The 16,745-nt window shown below is 68.1% G+C and carries 19 protein-coding genes and 1 pseudogene; 10 read left to right on the top strand and 10 right to left on the bottom strand.

The features are described 5' to 3' along the window. Positions 1–1,691 (top strand): MFS transporter (locus tag D0C15_RS22210; RefSeq protein ID WP_162830194.1); only part of this gene is annotated, 1,691 nt, incomplete at its 5' end. Positions 1,692–1,701: 10 nt separating this feature from the next. Beyond that, positions 1,702–2,169: a DUF2771 family protein gene (locus D0C15_RS22205; protein ID WP_116048770.1), complete on the top strand. Its 468-nt coding sequence runs from the start codon at positions 1,702–1,704 to the stop codon at positions 2,167–2,169. Between the two features lie 42 nt (positions 2,170–2,211). Here D0C15_RS22205 and D0C15_RS22200 read toward each other — a convergent pair whose 3' ends face one another. Then, positions 2,212–2,598, bottom strand: a complete 387-nt coding sequence (locus D0C15_RS22200) for a cold-shock protein (RefSeq protein ID WP_116048767.1) — start codon at positions 2,596–2,598, stop codon at positions 2,212–2,214. Positions 2,599–2,809: 211 nt separating this feature from the next. Between D0C15_RS22200 and D0C15_RS22195 the strand changes: the two genes are divergently transcribed. Continuing rightward, complete coding sequence (locus D0C15_RS22195) at positions 2,810–3,028, top strand: hypothetical protein (protein ID WP_116048809.1); 219 nt, start codon at positions 2,810–2,812, stop codon at positions 3,026–3,028. On the opposite strand, the gene D0C15_RS22190 is transcribed toward D0C15_RS22195, so the two are convergent. Next, positions 2,967–3,635, bottom strand: a complete 669-nt coding sequence (locus D0C15_RS22190) for an HAD family hydrolase (protein ID WP_116048765.1) — start codon at positions 3,633–3,635, stop codon at positions 2,967–2,969. The genes D0C15_RS22195 and D0C15_RS22190 overlap by 62 nt on opposite strands. Before the next feature lie 223 nt (positions 3,636–3,858). On the opposite strand from D0C15_RS22190, the gene D0C15_RS22185 reads away from it, so the two are divergent. From D0C15_RS22185 to D0C15_RS35135, 4 genes and pseudogenes are all read left to right on the top strand, one after another. Next, positions 3,859–4,503, top strand: a complete 645-nt coding sequence (locus D0C15_RS22185) for a TetR/AcrR family transcriptional regulator (RefSeq protein ID WP_245976112.1) — start codon at positions 3,859–3,861, stop codon at positions 4,501–4,503. Continuing rightward, the gene (locus D0C15_RS22180) at positions 4,500–5,462 is read left to right on the top strand and encodes a R2-like ligand-binding oxidase (protein ID WP_116048762.1); all 963 of its coding nucleotides are present in this window, start codon (positions 4,500–4,502) and stop codon (positions 5,460–5,462) included. Before D0C15_RS22185 ends, D0C15_RS22180 begins: the two co-directional genes overlap by 4 nt. A gap of 71 nt (positions 5,463–5,533) precedes the next feature. Further along, positions 5,534–6,562: an NAD-binding protein gene (locus D0C15_RS22175; RefSeq protein WP_116048760.1), complete on the top strand. Its 1,029-nt coding sequence runs from the start codon at positions 5,534–5,536 to the stop codon at positions 6,560–6,562. Positions 6,563–6,653: 91 nt separating this feature from the next. Further along, a pseudogene (locus tag D0C15_RS35135) lies at positions 6,654–6,769 on the top strand (DNA-binding response regulator); the annotation flags it as partial. A gap of 10 nt (positions 6,770–6,779) precedes the next feature. Here the strand turns inward: D0C15_RS35135 and D0C15_RS22165 are convergent. Next, positions 6,780–8,447, bottom strand: a complete 1,668-nt coding sequence (locus D0C15_RS22165) for an AMP-binding protein (RefSeq protein WP_116048757.1) — start codon at positions 8,445–8,447, stop codon at positions 6,780–6,782. A gap of 119 nt (positions 8,448–8,566) precedes the next feature. Between D0C15_RS22165 and D0C15_RS22160 the strand changes: the two genes are divergently transcribed. After that, positions 8,567–9,352, top strand: a complete 786-nt coding sequence (locus tag D0C15_RS22160) for a PhzF family phenazine biosynthesis protein (protein WP_116048755.1) — start codon at positions 8,567–8,569, stop codon at positions 9,350–9,352. Positions 9,353–9,372: 20 nt separating this feature from the next. Here D0C15_RS22160 and D0C15_RS22155 read toward each other — a convergent pair whose 3' ends face one another. From D0C15_RS22155 to D0C15_RS22125, 7 genes are all read right to left on the bottom strand, one after another. After that, complete coding sequence (locus D0C15_RS22155) at positions 9,373–9,936, bottom strand: snapalysin family zinc-dependent metalloprotease (RefSeq protein WP_116048752.1); 564 nt, start codon at positions 9,934–9,936, stop codon at positions 9,373–9,375. Positions 9,937–10,110: 174 nt separating this feature from the next. Continuing rightward, a complete protein-coding gene (locus D0C15_RS22150) occupies positions 10,111–10,938 on the bottom strand; it encodes a metallophosphoesterase (protein ID WP_245976110.1) in 828 nt (275 codons plus the stop codon). Between the two features lie 37 nt (positions 10,939–10,975). Further along, a complete protein-coding gene (locus tag D0C15_RS22145; protein ID WP_116048749.1) occupies positions 10,976–11,770 on the bottom strand; it encodes an HAD-IIA family hydrolase in 795 nt (264 codons plus the stop codon). A gap of 56 nt (positions 11,771–11,826) precedes the next feature. Next, the gene (locus tag D0C15_RS22140) at positions 11,827–12,930 is read right to left on the bottom strand and encodes a sulfate/molybdate ABC transporter ATP-binding protein (protein ID WP_116048746.1); all 1,104 of its coding nucleotides are present in this window, start codon (positions 12,928–12,930) and stop codon (positions 11,827–11,829) included. Next, positions 12,927–13,733: an ABC transporter permease gene (locus tag D0C15_RS22135; protein ID WP_116048743.1), complete on the bottom strand. Its 807-nt coding sequence runs from the start codon at positions 13,731–13,733 to the stop codon at positions 12,927–12,929. Before D0C15_RS22135 ends, D0C15_RS22140 begins: the two co-directional genes overlap by 4 nt. Positions 13,734–13,740: 7 nt before the next feature. Then, positions 13,741–14,493 (bottom strand): molybdate ABC transporter substrate-binding protein, encoded by a 753-nt coding sequence (gene modA / locus D0C15_RS22130; RefSeq protein WP_116048741.1) that lies wholly within the window; start codon positions 14,491–14,493, stop codon positions 13,741–13,743. Further along, the gene (locus D0C15_RS22125) at positions 14,490–14,894 is read right to left on the bottom strand and encodes a TOBE domain-containing protein (protein ID WP_116048738.1); all 405 of its coding nucleotides are present in this window, start codon (positions 14,892–14,894) and stop codon (positions 14,490–14,492) included. Before D0C15_RS22125 ends, modA begins: the two co-directional genes overlap by 4 nt. Before the next feature lie 160 nt (positions 14,895–15,054). On the opposite strand from D0C15_RS22125, the gene moaA reads away from it, so the two are divergent. Together moaA and D0C15_RS22115 are read left to right on the top strand one after the other, a co-directional pair. Then, positions 15,055–16,119: a GTP 3',8-cyclase MoaA gene (gene moaA / locus D0C15_RS22120; RefSeq protein ID WP_116048735.1), complete on the top strand. Its 1,065-nt coding sequence runs from the start codon at positions 15,055–15,057 to the stop codon at positions 16,117–16,119. A 2-nt stretch (positions 16,120–16,121) separates the two neighbouring features. Further along, positions 16,122–16,433: a MoaD/ThiS family protein gene (locus D0C15_RS22115; RefSeq protein ID WP_116048733.1), complete on the top strand. Its 312-nt coding sequence runs from the start codon at positions 16,122–16,124 to the stop codon at positions 16,431–16,433. The last annotated feature ends 312 nt before the right edge of the window (positions 16,434–16,745 follow it).

Here is a 16,745-nt window from a genome sequence, read left to right as displayed (position 1 = left end):
GCGGGTACGGGCGGGCACCCCGCCGGGGTGCCCGCCCGTACCCGCCACCGGACCAGCGGCGGACGCAGCAGGTCCGCAGGGACTACCCCCCGCCGCCCCCGCCGGGTGAGCACGACCGATACGAGCGGTACGACACGGGCGGCTATGCCCCAGGCCAGCCCAGGGACCAGGGGCAGGATCGGGAGACGGAGAACGGCTTCGAGGGCCCGCCGCCGCGAAGCAACGGGCCGCGGCTGCCGAAGAAGATCACCGTCACGAGGGTCGCGGCGTTGCGCGGACGGCAGCTGACCGGCCAGGCCGTCGACGCGTTCCACCGCGCGACCAAGGCGGACGGGGCCGAGAAGTCGGGGCTGACCTCGCTGAGCTACTCGGTGATGCTGAACTACGCCAGTGACGCCGCGATGGCCATCGCGCTGGCGAACACCCTGTTCTTCGCGGCCAGCAGCGGCGAGAGCCGGGGCAGGGTCGCGTTGTACCTGCTGATCACGATCGCGCCTTTCGCACTCGTGGCTCCGGTGATCGGCCCCGCGCTCGACCGCATCCAGCGCGGGCGACGCCTGGCGATGTCCGTCGCCGCGGGTGGGCAGGCACTGATGTGCGTGATCATGGCGCTGCATTTCAACGACTGGGGGCTGTATCCGGCCGCACTCGGGAAGATGGTGCTGTCCCGGTCGTTCATGGTGCTGAAGGCCGCGGTGACACCACGAGTGCTGCCGCCGGAGATCACCCTGTCCAAAACCAACGCCCGGCTGACCGTGTTCGGCCTCGCGGCTGGTGGCGTGTTCGGCGCCATCGCCGCCGGGGTGAACTGGGCCCTGGGCTCCTCGGGCGCATTGTGGTTCGCGGGCGCGATCGCGGTGGCAGGCTCGATGCAGGCGATGCGGATTCCGTCCTGGGTCGAGGTGACCGAGGGCGAGGTCCCGGCATCGCTGTCTTCGCGTACCGAACACAAGAAACGTCAGCCGATGGGCCGGCATGTCGTGGTCGCGTTGTGGGCCAACGGGAGTACCCGGCTGCTGACCGGCTTCCTGATGATGTTCGCCGCGTTCGCCGTGAAGGCGCAGACGGAGGACGGCGGGCAGAGTCCGTTCATCCAGTTGCTTCTGCTCGGGATCATCGGCGCGGCGGCGGGAGTTGGTGGCTTCCTGGGCAACGCCATCGGATCCCGGCTGCACCTCGGCAGACCCGATCAGGTGGTGATCGGCTGCGTGGGGGCCGCTCTCGGTTCCACCGTGCTGGCCGCGTTGCTGTCCGGGCTCGCCACGGCCGCTGTGGTTGGGCTGGTCGGGGCGTCCGCCAGTGCGCTGGCCAAGATCAGCCTGGACGCGGTGATCCAGCAGGACCTGCCCGAGGAGTCGCGCGCGTCGGCGTTCGGCCGCTCGGAGACGGTGCTGCAGATGTCCTGGTGCTTCGGCGGGGCGGTCGGCTTGCTGCTGCCGCCCACCTACTGGATCGGCTTCTTGGTGGTCTCGGTGCTGCTCGCCACGGGCCTCGCGCAGACCTGGCTGGTACGCAAGGGCAGCTCGCTGATTCCCGGTTTCGGCGGGGACCGTCCACTGCGTCCTGATCCGGTGGGCACCGGACCGCGTCCGTCGCGGGGTCAGCGGAGTCAGCGGGACCCGCGGGACCAGCGGAGTCAGCGGTGGGACGCGGGGGGACCGCCTCCATCCCGGTCGAGGCAGGGCTCGTAGGCTCTGGCACATGCGACTGCGTCTGGCCGCCCTGCTCCCCTGTGCCGCACTGGTCCTGGCGGGCTGCTCGGCGTCCGGCAGCGAACCGCAGGTCACCTTCTACACCGACGGTGAGGCGGCCGAGACGGAGCCGTTCAAGTACTGCAACGTGCAGGTCAGCGAGTGCGAGGAAATCGGCGCCGTGGCCGAACTGGCCTCGCGGCCGGGCAGGCCGGTGCAGATCTCGGTGCCGAGCGAGGTCAGCGAGACACCATGGGTGGCGCGCATCGAATACCTGACCGGGGACGGCGAGCTACGCGAGAAGGCAGAGTTCTTCTCCTCCGGCACGCAGCACGCCTACACCGCCACCGGCGAGGGGCCGGGCTACCAGATCCTCGTGGTCGAGGTGCAGCAGCCCGGCGCGGCCTACGTCGTCGACGAGGCCGGAAACCCGGAACTCCTCATGCGCGCCGTGTGGTCCCTCCACGTCACCGCCTGACAGCGCCTCTGGGCATCGCGGGTCGCGTGAACACCGGCCGGATCAGGGGTCGAGGTCGCGCGCCACGGCCCGCATCACCTCGGCGATGCGCTTGATGTTCTTGCGGTCCGGGTAGCGGCCGCGGCGCAGATCGGGCTGGACCCGCATCTCGAGCAGCTTGATCATGTCCTCGATGAGCCCGTGCAGTTCCTCGGCGGGACGCCTGCGCGCCTCGGCGACCGAGGGCGGCGGATCCAGCAGCCGGACGGACAGTGCCTGCGGCCCCCGACGACCGTCGGCTACACCGAACTCCAGGCGTTGGCCTGCCTTGAGGGCTTCCACGCCCTGCGGTAGTGCCGCCTTACGGATGTAGACGTCCTCCCCACCCTCCTGGGTGACGAAGCCGAACCCCTTCTCCGCGTCGTACCACTTGACCTTGCCGGTCGGCACTGCCCTCACCGTTCCTTTGCTCTGCAACCGAGTCCGCACGACCACCCGGCCATGCACGACGAACGCGCCCCAGGGCGTACCCAGGACGCGCGTCGGCCAAGCCTATCCCGGGACCTGTCGTCATGAGAAGCAGATACCGTCCGATTACCATGTCGGTATGGAGCAAGCAGCGCGCGACGCCTCTTCGAAGGACCCGAACAGGACCACACGGATGTCGCCGTTGATGAGAACGGGAGTGGTGCTGTTCGCGATCGGCATGGTCGCTGTCGTCGCGGTGTTCGTGATGTTCGCCGCGGGACTACAGGATCTGCCGGTGTGGTTGAGCGCCGCCGCAGGTGTCATCACCCCGCTCGGCCTCGCGCTGGGGCTCATCGCGCTGGTCCGGGAGGGTCGCCGACCGGGTTCCGGTAGCCCGGCCGCGAAGGCGTAGCGGACGCGCGACCCACCAGCCAGGCCGGGAACTGCTCGAGCGAGTCGAGCACGACCTCCGCTCCCGCGTCGAGCAACTCCTCCCTCGGGCAGGGGCCGGTGGTGACTCCGACCGGCAGCACCCCGGCTGCGAGTGCACCGAGGACGTCACCCCGGTGGTCACCGACGTAGACCGTCGCAGCGTGGTCGCGCAGCGCCCTCGCCTTGCCGGCGGCCCACAGTTCGCCGACCAGGTGGTCGACCCGCAGGCCAAGTGCATCCAGGTGCAGCGCCGCGTTCGGCCCGTACTTCCCGGTCACCACCAGCACCTCGTGCCCGGCCTCCCGGACAGCCTTGATCGCGTTTTCCGCACCGGGCAGCGCCACCGTGCGAGGGATCACGATCGCGGGATAGGTCTGCCTGAACCGGGCCACCAGTGCTGGCAGTTCGGCCTCGGGCGCCCCGAATTCCCGCAGGACGTGGTCCAGCGGCGGACCAAGGTGCGCGGCGAAGTACTCACCGTCCAGCGGCAGGCCGGTTTCGGCCGCGAGTGCGTTCATCGCCGCGACCATCCCCGGTCGCGGATCGATCAGCGTCATGTCCAGGTCGAAACCGATAGTCGTCCCCACTCGGTCCACGGTAACCGCAAGGCCGGCCGCGCCCCCTGGGCAAGGATGGCGTAGTTCCCCAATGTGGCATTCGGGAACTTCAACGTCCCCAATGTGGCATTGGGGACATCTAACGTCCCGAATGCCACATTGGGGAACTAACCCGTTGTGCCCGCGGGCTGTACAGCGGACGGCTGAGCGTACAGCTACTTGACATAAAGGGGGTGCGTGTCAAACTGGCTGTGTGTCCGAGATCACCACCTACTCCCAGCGGGTCAGGGCGTCCCTGCGCGAGGAACTGCTCGACGCCGCCACCGAACTGCTCGCCGACCACGGCTACGGCCGCCTGCGCATGGTCGACGTCGCGGGCAGAGTGGGCGTAAGCAGGCAGACCGTCTACAACGAGTTCGGCAGCAAAACCGCCCTTGCCCAGGCTGTCGCCCTGCGCACGGCTTCGGAGTTTCTCGACGGCATCAAACAACGCCTGGCCAGCACCGACGACCTGATCGAGGGCATCCGCCTCGCCGTGATCTACACGGTCGAGCACGCGAGGGAGAACCGGCTGGCCGCCGCGGCCCTCGGCACCGGCGAGGGCGAGGACCTGCTGCCGCTGCTCACCACTCGCGGTGAGCCCGTACTGCGCGCGGCCACCGAGGTCGCCGCGACGCACTACCTCGAGCGGGTGCCCGAACTCGACGCCGCCTCGGCCGGTCTGCTCGCCGAAACCGTCGTCCGATTGTCGCTGAGCCACCTGGTGCTGCCCACCCACTCCGCCGTCGAAGCCGCGGAATCCGTCTGCGCGGTGATCGCTCCGGCCATCCGTCAGTATTCGTCCACTCCGGACAGCGAGGTCCGGGGTGCGAGGACAACAGGAAGGGCGCTTCCATGACTGTCACGTCCACACCGCAGCGCACCGGCTTCCAGTCACTGCAACGCGGCGGGCTCAACTGGGACTCGTTCCCGCTGCGGCTGTTCGTCAAGGGAAACAAGAAGTTCTGGAATCCCGCTGACATCGACTTCAGCCGCGACGCCGAGGACTGGAGCACCCTGACCGACGAACAGAAGCGATCGGCGACTTACCTGTGCGCACAGTTCATCGCGGGTGAGGAGGCGGTGACCGAGGACATCCAGCCGTTCATGAAGGCGATGGCCAGCGAGGGCAGGCTGGGCGACGAGATGTACTTGACGCAGTTCTGCTTCGAGGAAGCCAAGCACACGGAGGTCTTCCGGCGCTGGATGGACGCGGTCGGGCTGACCGATGACCTGCATCCATTCGTGTCCGAGAATCCGCACTACCGCAAGCTCTTCTACGAGGAGCTGCCGGAATCACTCGGCGTGCTCGAGTCCGATCCCAGCCCGGTCAACCAGATCAGGGCGAGCGTCACCTACAACCACGTCATCGAGGGGTCTCTGGCACTCACCGGCTACTACGCCTGGCAGAAGGTCTGCACCTCCAGGAACATCCTGCCCGGCATGCAGGAACTGATCCGGCGGATCGGTGACGACGAGCGCAGGCATATGGCATGGGGCACCTTCACCTGTCGCAGGCACATCGCAGCGGACGACTCGCTGTGGGAGGTGGTGCAACAGCGGATGGGCGTACTCCTGCCGCACGCGCTCAACATGATCCAGTGGGTGAACGACCAGTTCGACGAGTTCCCGTTCGGTATCGACCCGAACGAGTTCACGCAGTACGCGGCCGACCGCGCTCAGCGCAGGCTGGGAGCGATCGAGTCGGCCCGCGGCGCCGCCGTGGAGAAGATCGACCTGGACTACTCACCGGAGCAGCTCGAGGAGACATTCGGCGAGGAGGACGCAAAGGACTTCGCCGAGGCCGCCGCTGAATGATCCGGCGGCAGGTCCTCGGCCACCATTAGGGTGGGAGCGACCGCGTTTTCTGTCCATCCGGGAGTGATCAGGTGCCGTTCTTTCTCGCGAGGCTGCTCACTCGCCTGGCGTTCCTGCGCAGCTGGGTCACGCCGATCGCGGTGATCGTGGTTCTGTTCGTGACCAGTTGGCCGTTGATGGCGCTGGCCGAGGGCGCGGACAGCGGCATCGTCGACCCGGCCAACTACTGGTGGTTCTTCGTCGTCACGGCGGCGACCGTCGGTTACGGGGACTTCTTCCCAGAGACCGGGGCAGGCCATGTCGTCGGTGCGTACGTGATCATCGGCGGCATCGTCACACTGACCACCATCTTCACCAACCTCGCCGCAGTGCTGGAGAAAGCGAAGGGACGCCGTATGCAGGGCGGGATCACCGTGGACAGCTCCAACCATCTCGTCCTGATCGGCTACACCGCGGGGCGCACGGAACGCATAGCCGACGAACTGCTGGCCGAGGGAAACAGGCGGGTGGTGGTCTGCGCATGGGACGAGGTCATCACCCATCCCATGCCCGACAGGGACATCGAGTTCGTACGCGGCGAACCGACCGACTCCGATGTGTTACGCCGCGCAGGGGTCCAGCGGGCGGCCACCGTGCTGGTCGACGCACGCGACGACAACGAGGCGCTCGCGATCGCGGTGACCGTGGACCACGTCCATTCGGGCGCACACGTGGTGGTGACCCTGCGCGACATCGCTCGCGCGCGGCATCTCGCCTATGTCAACGCGGGAATCCGCGCCGTGCAGTGGCACACACCGCGAATGGTTACCGAGGAACTGCAGTCGCCGGGTATCGCCGAGGTGTACGCGGAACTGATGACCCACGGCGGGGCGAACACGTACTCGGCTCCGCTGCCGGTATCGCTCGGTCCCATCCGGGTCGGCGAATGCAAATCCCGGCTCGGCAAGGAGCACGACGCGACCCTGCTCGCCGCGCGTACGGACGAGGGGCTGTTGGTCAACCCGGCATGGGAGATCGAACTGCCCGCCGGGTCGGTGTTGTACTACGTCGCTCCCCGCCGCCTCGCCACCGAACAGATCGAGAGTTCGCTGCGCTCCTAGTTCATCCCTCCAGTCTGGACGGATCCGCATCTGTGAGCCGCAGCGCGGCCGCGACCTCGGTGGCCGTCCTGTGTTCGGTGCCGCCCGCGATCGCACGTTCGGCCTCGGCCTGCGGACCTACGGCGGCGCGTGGCGGAACTGATGGGCGTCCTCGGCGCGGAGTCCCGCTTCCAGGCCGGTGCCCGCGCCCGTGAACTCGGCCTGGTGTGGCCCGGCACTAGGTCCTCGGCTGCTCCGTCTCGTTCCTCGCTCCGTTCAGCCCCAGCAGATCGATCGATTTCTCCCGCATCTCCACCTTGCGCACCTTGCCGGTCACCGTCATGGGGAACTCGTCGACGACGTGCACATAGCGGGGAATCTTGTAGTGCGCGAGCTTGCCGTGGCAGAACTCGCGCAGGCTTTCGGCGGACAGCGCCTCCGCGCCCTCCCGCATGCGCACCCAGGCCATCAGCTCCTCGCCGTACTTCGCATCCGGTACACCGACGACCTGGGCGTCGAGGATGTCCGGATGGGTGTAGAGGAACTCCTCGATCTCCCGCGGATACAGGTTCTCCCCGCCCCGGATCACCATGTCCTTGATCCGGCCGGTGATGTTGACGTACCCCTCGTCGTCCATGACCGCGAGATCACCGGTATGCATCCAGCGCGCCCGGTCGATCGCCTCGGCGGTCTTGTCCGGCTGTTCCCAGTAGCCGAGCATCACCGAGTAGCCGCGCGTGCACAGCTCTCCCGGCTCGCCGCGCGGCACCGTGAGCCCGGTTTCCGGGTCCACCACCTTGACCTCGATATGTGGCCCGACCCGCCCGACTGTGGACACGCGCCGGTCGACGGAGTCGTCGGCACGGGTCTGGGTGGAGACCGGCGAGGTCTCGGTCATCCCGTAACAGATCGACACCTCCGCCATGCCCATCTGCTCGATGACCTGCTTCATCACCTCGACCGGGCAGGGCGAACCGGCCATGATCCCGGTGCGCAGGCTGCTCAGGTCGTAGTCGGCGAAGCCCGGTTCGGCGAGTTCGGCGATGAACATCGTCGGCACCCCGTACAGCGAGGTGCACTGCTCGGCGGCGACCGCGTCGAGGGTGGCCTTCGGATCGAACGACGGCGCCGGGATCACCATGCAGCTGCCGTGGCTGGTACAGGCGAGATTGCCCATCACCATGCCGAAGCAGTGGTAGAAGGGCACCGGGATGCAGACCCGGTCGGCTTCGGTGTACCCACAGAGTTCGCCGACGAAGAAGCCGTTGTTCAGGATGTTGTGGTGGCTCAGCGTGGCGCCCTTGGGAAAGCCGGTGGTGCCCGAGGTGTACTGGATGTTGATCGGGTCGTCGGCACTCAGCGCGGCCTGTGCCAGGGCGAGCCGCTCAGCGTCCGCCGTCCTGCCCTGTTCCAGCACCTGCTGCCACTCGTCGCCGCCGAGCAGCAACACCCGCTCCAGCCCAGCGCACCGAGGCCGTACGTCCTCGATCATCGCGGCGTAGTCCGACGTCTTGAAGGACGGCGCGGCCACCAGCACCCTGATGCCTGCCTGGTTCAGCACGAACTCCAGCTCATGGGAACGGTAGGCGGGGTTGATGTTGACCAGGATGGCGCCGATCTTGGCCGTCGCGTACTGGGTGAACGTCCACTCCGCACAGTTGGGTGCCCAGATGCCCACCCGGTCACCTTTGTCCACACCGGACTCCAGGAGACCCAGAGCCAGCGCGTCGACCTCAGCGGCCAGTTCCCGGTAGCTCCATCGCCTGCCCGTTTCCCGATCGACCAGCGCGTCCCGGTCCGCGAAGGCGGCCACCGTCCGATCGAAGTTGTCGCCGATCGTGTCGCCAAGCAGCGGCACGTCGGAGATTCCCGATGCGTAGCTGGGAACCGCGGGCGCCTGTGGCATGTCGCCTCCGAGTAGCGTCGAGAAAGGGCGTGACGGCGGTCACGCGACTACGTCCGCGAGTGTAGGAACCAGGCGGAAAATCGGCCATCTGCAGATGGAGGGTTCGCTAGGGTCGGGACATGCGCCTCTACTTGGTCGATGCCTTCACCAATGATGCCTTCGCGGGCAACACGGCTGGAGTGGTCCTGCTGGACGAACCGGCCGATCCGGCCTGGATGCAGTCGGTCGCCACTGAGCTGAAGCACTCGGAAACGGCGTTCGTGCAGGTCGCCGTCGACGAGGACGCGCCGAAACCGCTGCGCTGGTTCACCCCTACCGCAGAGGTCGACCTGTGCGGGCACGCCACCCTCGCCACCGCTCACGTGCTCGGCGGGCAGCAGGTCTTCACCACCCGCAGTGGCCTGCTTCGCTGCACTCCGGCCGAGGGCGGGGTGCGAATGGACTTCCCGGCCGATCCACCGAAGGCCGACCCCGCGCTACTCGCGGAGGTCTCCCCCGCGCTGCCCGGGTTCACCGCCGAGGACCTCGAGTACACCGGGCGGGGCGTTTCCGACGTACTCGTCCAGGTCGCCGATGCCGCGCAGGTGCGGAACCTGCGCCCCGACATCGAGGCTGTTTCCCGAATCGCCGCGAGGGCCCTGATCGTCACGGCCCCCGGCGACCGGGACGGCATCGACTTCGTCAGCCGCGTCTTCGGGCCTCGTGTCGGCATCGACGAGGACCCGGTGACCGGTTCGGCGCACTGCACACTCGCCCCGTTCTGGGCGGAACGCTTGGCGAAGCCGGAACTGGTGGGCGAGCAGGCGTCGCAGCGAGGCGGGATCGTGCGGGCCGTACCGGACGGCGACCGGGTGCGGCTGATCGGCGCCTCGGTCACGGTGTTCGAGGGCAACCTGCTGGTCTGATCCGGTTCCGCCCCATTCGCCTATCGGCGGGCCAGGGCGGGCGCGCCCTCGGCGAACACGCCGGCGAAGGACTCGGCGCTGCGCAGACTCCGGCCGAAGTTCGACTCGACCTCGGCGATCTCGGCGGCATTCGGGTTGGGGTTCTTGCAGCTCGTGCCGGCGCTTGCGCCGGACATCAGGTCCTGGCACAACCCGGTGCGGCGGTCGGGCAGGCCCAGGATGTGCCCGAGTTCGTGGGCGGCGATCCGGATGACGTCGTGGCCTTCGCGTACGGCCTGCCTGCCCATATAGATGGTGCCCTGCCCGAGCCGCTGCACGTAGGCCCTCGGCCAGCCGTCGTCGGCGCGGATGGTGATGGTCGCGGGCTGCCCCTTGACGAGGCGGACGTTGCTGACGCTCTCGTTCCATACCCGGGCGCCCGCGTCCACGGCACTGACGAACTCCGCGGCACCACTGGAGTCGTAGTACAGCGTCCGGACCTGTTCGGTGCCCGGTTCGGCCGCGACCGCGACCGGACCGCCGACCAGCTGAGCGAGCGCAAGAGAGAACAGCAGCGCAAGGGCTGCGAACAACTTTCGGGACACGTCGAACTCCTCACGTGGGGACTTTCGTGTGCGGCGAAGCTAGCCAGCAGCACATGAGGGGCTCAATGGTGGAGATTTCACAGATAACCGTGTGGAATGGCGAATCCGCAGCTCAACCGTGCCGGTGGGTGTTAACGGCCCCCGACGAAAGTCGCGGGGCAACCCCCGCGAGGCTCAGTCGGTCGGGGACCAGGGCAGGCGGATCACCAGGCAGGGGCCGCCGACGAACAGCCCGCCGTCGATGCCCAGCACCTGGCCGCCCGCATAGAGGTACGGCTCCTCGATCTGGGTCGGGTGGATGCCGAGCTGATCGGCGATGACGCTGTGCCCGTGCACGACCCGGGTGCCGCCGAAGCGCTTGAGCAGCGCCGAGGCCACCGCGGGCCCGTTCGGGCCGCGGAACGCGTACCGCGTGGTCATCCGCCGCCAGACCTCCCACCACTGGATGAGGTCGTCACTGGCGAGGATCTCGCGGACGGTCTCGTTGATCTCCTCAGGGTCACCGCCCCAGTCGAGGTATTCGAGGGTGTCCGAGTGCATCAGCAGGTGGTCGGCGGCTTGCGCGATCAGTGGCCGGTTGGAGAGCCACTCCACGTGATCGTCGTTGAGCCGGTCCAGGTCGGACAACTGCCCGCCGTTGATCTCCCAGCTACGGGCGAAACTGCGCGGACCGAAGTCGGAGGGCACATCGGTGTCCCCGAAGTGGTACATCCCGAGTAGCAGGATCTCGTGGTTACCGAGCAGTGTCTGTACGAATCCGCCCGCCTCCTCGGCCTGCTGCTGTAGCCGCATCACCAGGTCGATGGCGCCGATACCGTCCGGCCCGCGATCCACGAAGTCGCCGAGGAACCACAGGTGCGACTCGCCGCCTGCCCAGTTGTCGTCCTCGTCCAGCAGGCGGTGCTCACGCAGGGCGTCGGCGAGCTCGTCCCGGTGCCCGTGCACGTCACCGACCACGAAGGTGGACACCGCACCGTCGCCTGGCTGCTGCTCCTCGCTCACCCCCCGACGATAAGCCCCGGCTCAGCAACGCCCCGGGTCAGGCCGTCTGGAACGGGTCGCCGCTACGCCCGAGCAGGTCGGCGACCGAGTCGATCACCAGCGTCGGCCGGTAAGGGTAGCGCTCGGCGGACTCCCTGGTGGAGATCCCGGTCAGGACGAGAATCGTCTGCAGGCCCGCCTCGATTCCCGAATGGATGTCGGTGTCCATCCGATCGCCGATCATCAGGGTGTGCTCCGAGTGCGCACCGAGCGAGCGCAATGCCGAGCGCATCATCAACGGGTTCGGCTTTCCGACGTAGTAGGGCTGGCGGCCGGTCGCCCTTTCGATCAACGCGGCGATAGAGCCGGTGGCAGGCAGCGAGCCCTCCAGGCTGGGTCCGGTTGCGTCGGGATTCGTCGCGATGAACTTCGCGCCCGCCTCGATCAGCCGGATCGCCTTGGTGATCGCGGTGAAACTGTACGTCCTGGTCTCACCGAGTACGACGTAGTCCGGATCGCGGTCGGTGAGCACGTAGCCCGCCTCGTGCAGCGCCGTCGTCAGCCCGGCCTCACCGATGACGAACGCCGACCCGTTCGGCCGCTGCGTGTCGAGGAACTTCGCAGTGGCCAGCGCGGAGGTCCAGATCGCCTCCTCCGGCACGTCCAGGCCGGTCCGCTGCAGCCTGGCCCGCAGATCTCGCGGGGTGTAGATGGAGTTGTTCGTCAGAACCAGAAACTTGATTCCGTTCGACCTCAACTCGGCGAGGAACTCATCCGCCCTCGGCACCAGGTGTTCCTCGTGCACCAGCACGCCGTCCATGTCGGTCAGGTAGTTCCACTGCGGCTCGCTCATGGCCCCGAGCGTAGCTGTTTCGGCGATCACCGAACCGCTCTCAACGGCCTCCGCGCTTACCGCACGGACCTGGCCGGATGCACCCGCACCATCGTGGTCTTGACCACCAGCCGGACTTCGTTGCCCGGTTCGAGTGCCAGCTCGGCGACGGCCGCCCTGGTCAGATCGGCGGTCAGCCCGGCGGCCCACTGTCCGTCCCCGGCCGTGTGCAGCCGGACCAGGTCACCGTGCGGCTGGAGGGTCGCGACGGTAGTCGTCACCGTGTTGCGCGGACTGCCCCCGGTCGCCGCCCACGGTGGGTAGACGGCCACCGCGGCGGGGGCGAACACGGCGACCGCAGGATCGCCTGCGGCGACGTCGTCCGCGAGCAGGCCGCTGATCAGCTCCCCGGTCCGCGTTCGCAGTCCGCCTGCCACGGCCGTGCCGCCGACGAGGTTGACTCCCGCGATTCGCGCGGTGAACGGTGTACGCGGCTCGGCGAGCACGTCGCGAGTGGCGCCCTGCTCGACGATCCGGCCTTCGGCGAGCACCACCACCTGGTCGGCGAGTGACAGCGCGTCCAGCGGATCGTGGGTCACCAGCACGGCGGCGGGCGCGTCGCCGGGTGAACGCAGCACCCTGCGCAACAGGCCACGGATCGCGGGCGCCGCGTCAACGTCGAGTGCGGCAAGCGGCTCGTCCAGCAGTAACAATCCCGGTTCACCCGCCAGCGCCCTTGCGACCGCCACCCGTTGTGCTTGGCCGCCGGAGAGCTGTGCGGGCCTGCGACCGGCGAGATCCGTCGCGTCCACCTCTGAAAGCCAGTGCAGTGCGCGTTCCCGAGCGGCTCTCCTGCCCACCCCGAGGGAGCGGGGCGCGAAGGCGACGTTGTCGAGCACGGACAGATGCGGGAAGAGCAGCGGATCCTGCGCCAGCAGGCCGACGTGCCTTGACTCGGGCGGCACCAGCACACGCTGCCGCACGTCGGTCAACACTCGCCCATTCACGGTGACGGAGCCGCGTTCCGGGGTCAACAACCCGGCCAGGCAACCGAGCACAGTGGACTTGCCGGAGCCGTTTGGTCCGAGGATCGCCAGCACCGAACCTGCCGGGACCTCGAGTGTGACCTCCAACTGGAAGCCGCCCTGGCGTAGCGACAGCTCCGCGTACACGGCGCTCACCCGCGGCCTCCCCCGCCCGAGTGCACACCCTCCAGTGCCCTCGGCCGTGCGACGGCGATCACCAGGACAGCCACCACGATCAGCAACAACGACAGGGCGATCGCACTGTCCACGTCGGCCTGTGACTGGGTGTAGACCTCAAGGGGAAGAGTCCGGGTGACGCCCTCGAGGCTGCCGGCGAAGGTGATCGTCGCACCGAACTCGCCGAGCGCCCTGGCGAAGCTGAGCACGACACCCGAGCCGAGCGCGGGAAGCAGCAGCGGCAGGGTCACCCGGCGGAAAACCGTCCACGGCCGGGCTCCGAGGGTCGCCGCGACCCGCTCATAGGCGTCGCCACCGCCGCGTAATGCACCTTCCAGACTCACCACGAGAAAGGGCATCGCGACAAAGGTCTGTGCGATCACGACCGCCGCGGTGGTGAACGGCAGGCGTACCCCTGCGGTCACATCCAGTAGGTAGCCGAGAAAACCGTTGCGGCCCAATAGGTACAGCAGCGCGAGCCCACCCACCACGGGTGGCAGCACCAATGGCAGCAGCACCACCGCACGCAGCACCCTGACCCCGCGCGCCCGCGTTCGCGCCAGCACAACGGCCAGTGGCACGCCGAGCAACACGCAGAGCACGGTGGACATCGCGGCGGTGGTCAGCGAAAGGTCCAGTGCTCGAAGCGCCGCCGGAGCGGTGATCAGTTCCGGCAGCCGGGTCAGGTCGGTGCGGACGACAAGGCCCGCCACCGGCAGCAACACCAGCGCGAGCGCGACCACGGCCGGCACCCAGAGCGCGCGGGGAACACCGGTCCGCATCCGAGGGTCAGGGCGCGCCAAAGCCCACCCTGCCCAGTTCCTCGCGGCCTGCCGCTCCGAGCACGAACTGGGTGAAGCGCCTGGCCACCTCCGCCTGAGACGAGGACCGCACGGTGGCGATCGAGTAGGTGTTGACCGCCGTTGCCGCTTCCTCGACGGCGACGGACTCGACCTGGGCCCCCGCGGCGAAGGCATCGCTGACATAGACGATCCCCGCGTCGGCCTCACCCGCGACGACCTTGTTCAGTACCGCCTTGACATCCTGCTCCTCGCTGGCCGGTGTCAATTCGACGTCCGCGGCGCGCTCCATCTCCTGTGTCGCCGCACCGCAGGGGACCTCCGGCGCGCACACCACAACGACGCGGCCTGGCCGCGCCAGGTCGTCGAGCGTACGCACCCCGGCCGGATTTCCAGGGGGAACCACGATGGTGAGGGCGTTCGTCGCGAAGCTTTCGGGCTGTCCGCCGGTGCGTCCCGAGTCCACAACGGTGTTCATCGTGGCGACATCGGCCGCCGCGAAGACGTCGGCGGGCGCGCCCTCGACGATCTGCTGTGCGAGCGTGGCCGAGCCCGCGAGGTTCAACCGGACATCGACGTCGGGGTTGTCCTGTTCGAACCGGCGCTCCAGCGCGCCGAACGACTCGGTCAGCGACGCGGCCGCGAATACGTTCAGCGGGACACCGCGGTCACCCTCCGCAAGAGCGCCGCACCCGGTGGCGAACAGCGCTGGGACGAGCAGAACGACCAACCCCCGCTTCATCGGGTGCCCCCCGGCGTCTCCACCACCACATGCGTCGCCTTGACCACGGCGACGGCGAGCACCCCCGGCTTGAGTCCCAGTTCGTCGACGGCGTCCGAGCTCATCAGCGAGGTCAGCCGGTGCGTTCCGCACTGCAACTCGACCTTCGCCATGACCTTGTCCGCCACCACCTCGGTCACCAGACCGACGAAACGATTACGGGCAGACCTGCCGATGCCGGACGGATCATGTGGATCCTCCGCGTTGCTCCTGGCGAACGCGGCCAGTTCCGCGCCGTCGACGACCCCGCGCCCTGCCTGATCCGTCAGGGCGGACAGCTGTCCAGCGCGAACCCATCTGCGCACGGTGTCATCGCTGACGCCGAGCAGGCGGGCGGCCTCGGAGAAACGGAACTGCGGCATAAAACAGAGATTATCTCCGCAGATGCGGAATTTCTACCGTAGCCTCGGTCGAATCTGCTATAGCAGCGCTTCGGCAGCCGAAGATCTCGGCGCGGATACGTTCCCAACCCGTGGTCGGCAGACCTGCCGTCATGTTGAATCCGGCATTACGCTGGCAAAGATGACAGCGGTTGATCTCGGTGTGCCCCGGATTCCAGGCAAAGGACCGGCCAGCAACACTCCCCGGCCAGACAATCCCGCCCTCGTGGACACCTACGGCCGAGTGGCGACCGACCTGCGCGTCTCACTGACCGACAAATGCAATCTGCGGTGTACATACTGTATGCCGGAGGACGGCCTCGAGTGGATGCCGAGTGACGAGGTGTTGTCCGACGACGAGCTGATCCGGCTGCTGCGCGTGGCCGTCGAACGGCTCGGGGTCACCGACATCCGCCTGACCGGTGGCGAGCCACTCCTGCGCGCCGGCCTGGAACGCCTGGTCGGTGCGGTCTCGGCACTGCGGCCCCGGCCCCGGCTTTCGATGACCACGAACGCCATCGGCCTCGCCAAGCGTGCGGCCGGACTCGCCGAGGCCGGTCTGGACCGGATCAACGTCTCGCTCGACTCCATCGACCCCAGCACGTTCGAGCGGATCACGCGGCGCGACCGCCTGCCGCACGTGCTGAGCGGCCTCGCCGCGGCCAAGGAGGCGGGACTGGATCCCGTGAAGATCAACGCCGTGCTGATTCGCGGACTGAACGAGCACGAGGCCGTTCCACTGCTCGGCTACTGCCTCGACAACGGCTACCAGCTGCGGTTCATCGAGCAGATGCCGCTGGACGCCCAGCACGGCTGGAACCGCGGCGAGATGATCACCGCCGAGGAGATCCTCGGACTCCTGCGGACCGAATACACCCTGGAGCCGAGCAAGAAGGAGCGCGGAGGCGCGCCCGCCGAGCGCTGGCTGGTCAACGGTGGCCCTGCCGAGGTGGGAGTGATCGCATCGGTCACCCGGCCGTTCTGCGCGGCCTGCGAGCGCACCCGGCTCACCGCGGACGGCGCCATCCGTTCCTGCCTGTTCAGTTCCGAGGAAACCGACCTGCGGCGACTGCTGCGTACGGGCGCCAGCGACGAGGACATCGCCAAGGCCTGGCGGGACACCATGTGGGCCAAACTGCCGGGACACGAGATCAACGAATCCGGTTTCGCCCAGCCCATCCGGCCGATGAGCGCGATCGGAGGCTGAGCATGAGCGGCTCTGCCGGCCCGGGGCGGGCTTTCGCTCCCCCGGTCGTCGAACACGGCACCACCACCCTGCTCGTCCGTTTCTTCGCTTCGGCGCGCGCGGCGGCCGGGGTGGAGGAGGAGACCCTGCACCTGCACTCGGCAGCGACCGTGGCAGACGCGGTGGCCGCACTGCGCGAACGCCACCCCGAAGGCCTGCCCCGCATCCTGGAGGCGGCCGGCTTCCTGCTGGACGGCGTAGCGGTCCGCGACACCGCGAGGCCGCTGCCGGACGGCGGGGAGCTCGATGTGCTGCCTCCGTTCGCGGGAGGCTGAAAAATCGGGACGAGAGCCGCCGGAGCGCCCGGCCGAATCGCGGCGTGAACCGGGGTTCGCGGAGTCGTGAGCCCGTATAGATACGGTGTTTACCCTGCGGTTGCTCGCATGGTCGATGATGCCCGAAGTGGATCATGTCCGTGCCCTTCGCGCGTCCGCTCACGCACCTTCTCCGGCCTGGAACACACGGTCTGAATGTAGTGCGCGAACGGCCCAGTCGCAGCAAAACGACGTGACCCAGACCTCACTATGGGTGAAATATCTCGACTAGGAAACGGCTAGATAACGGAGCTCTGACCTGCGAAAAGTGCA

It is taken from the genome of Amycolatopsis palatopharyngis (assembly GCF_003385185.1).
Lineage (GTDB): Bacteria > Actinomycetota > Actinomycetes > Mycobacteriales > Pseudonocardiaceae > Amycolatopsis > Amycolatopsis palatopharyngis.
The sequence above is the reverse complement of the archived record's forward strand: the minus strand, read 5'-3'. Positions and strand labels throughout refer to the sequence as shown.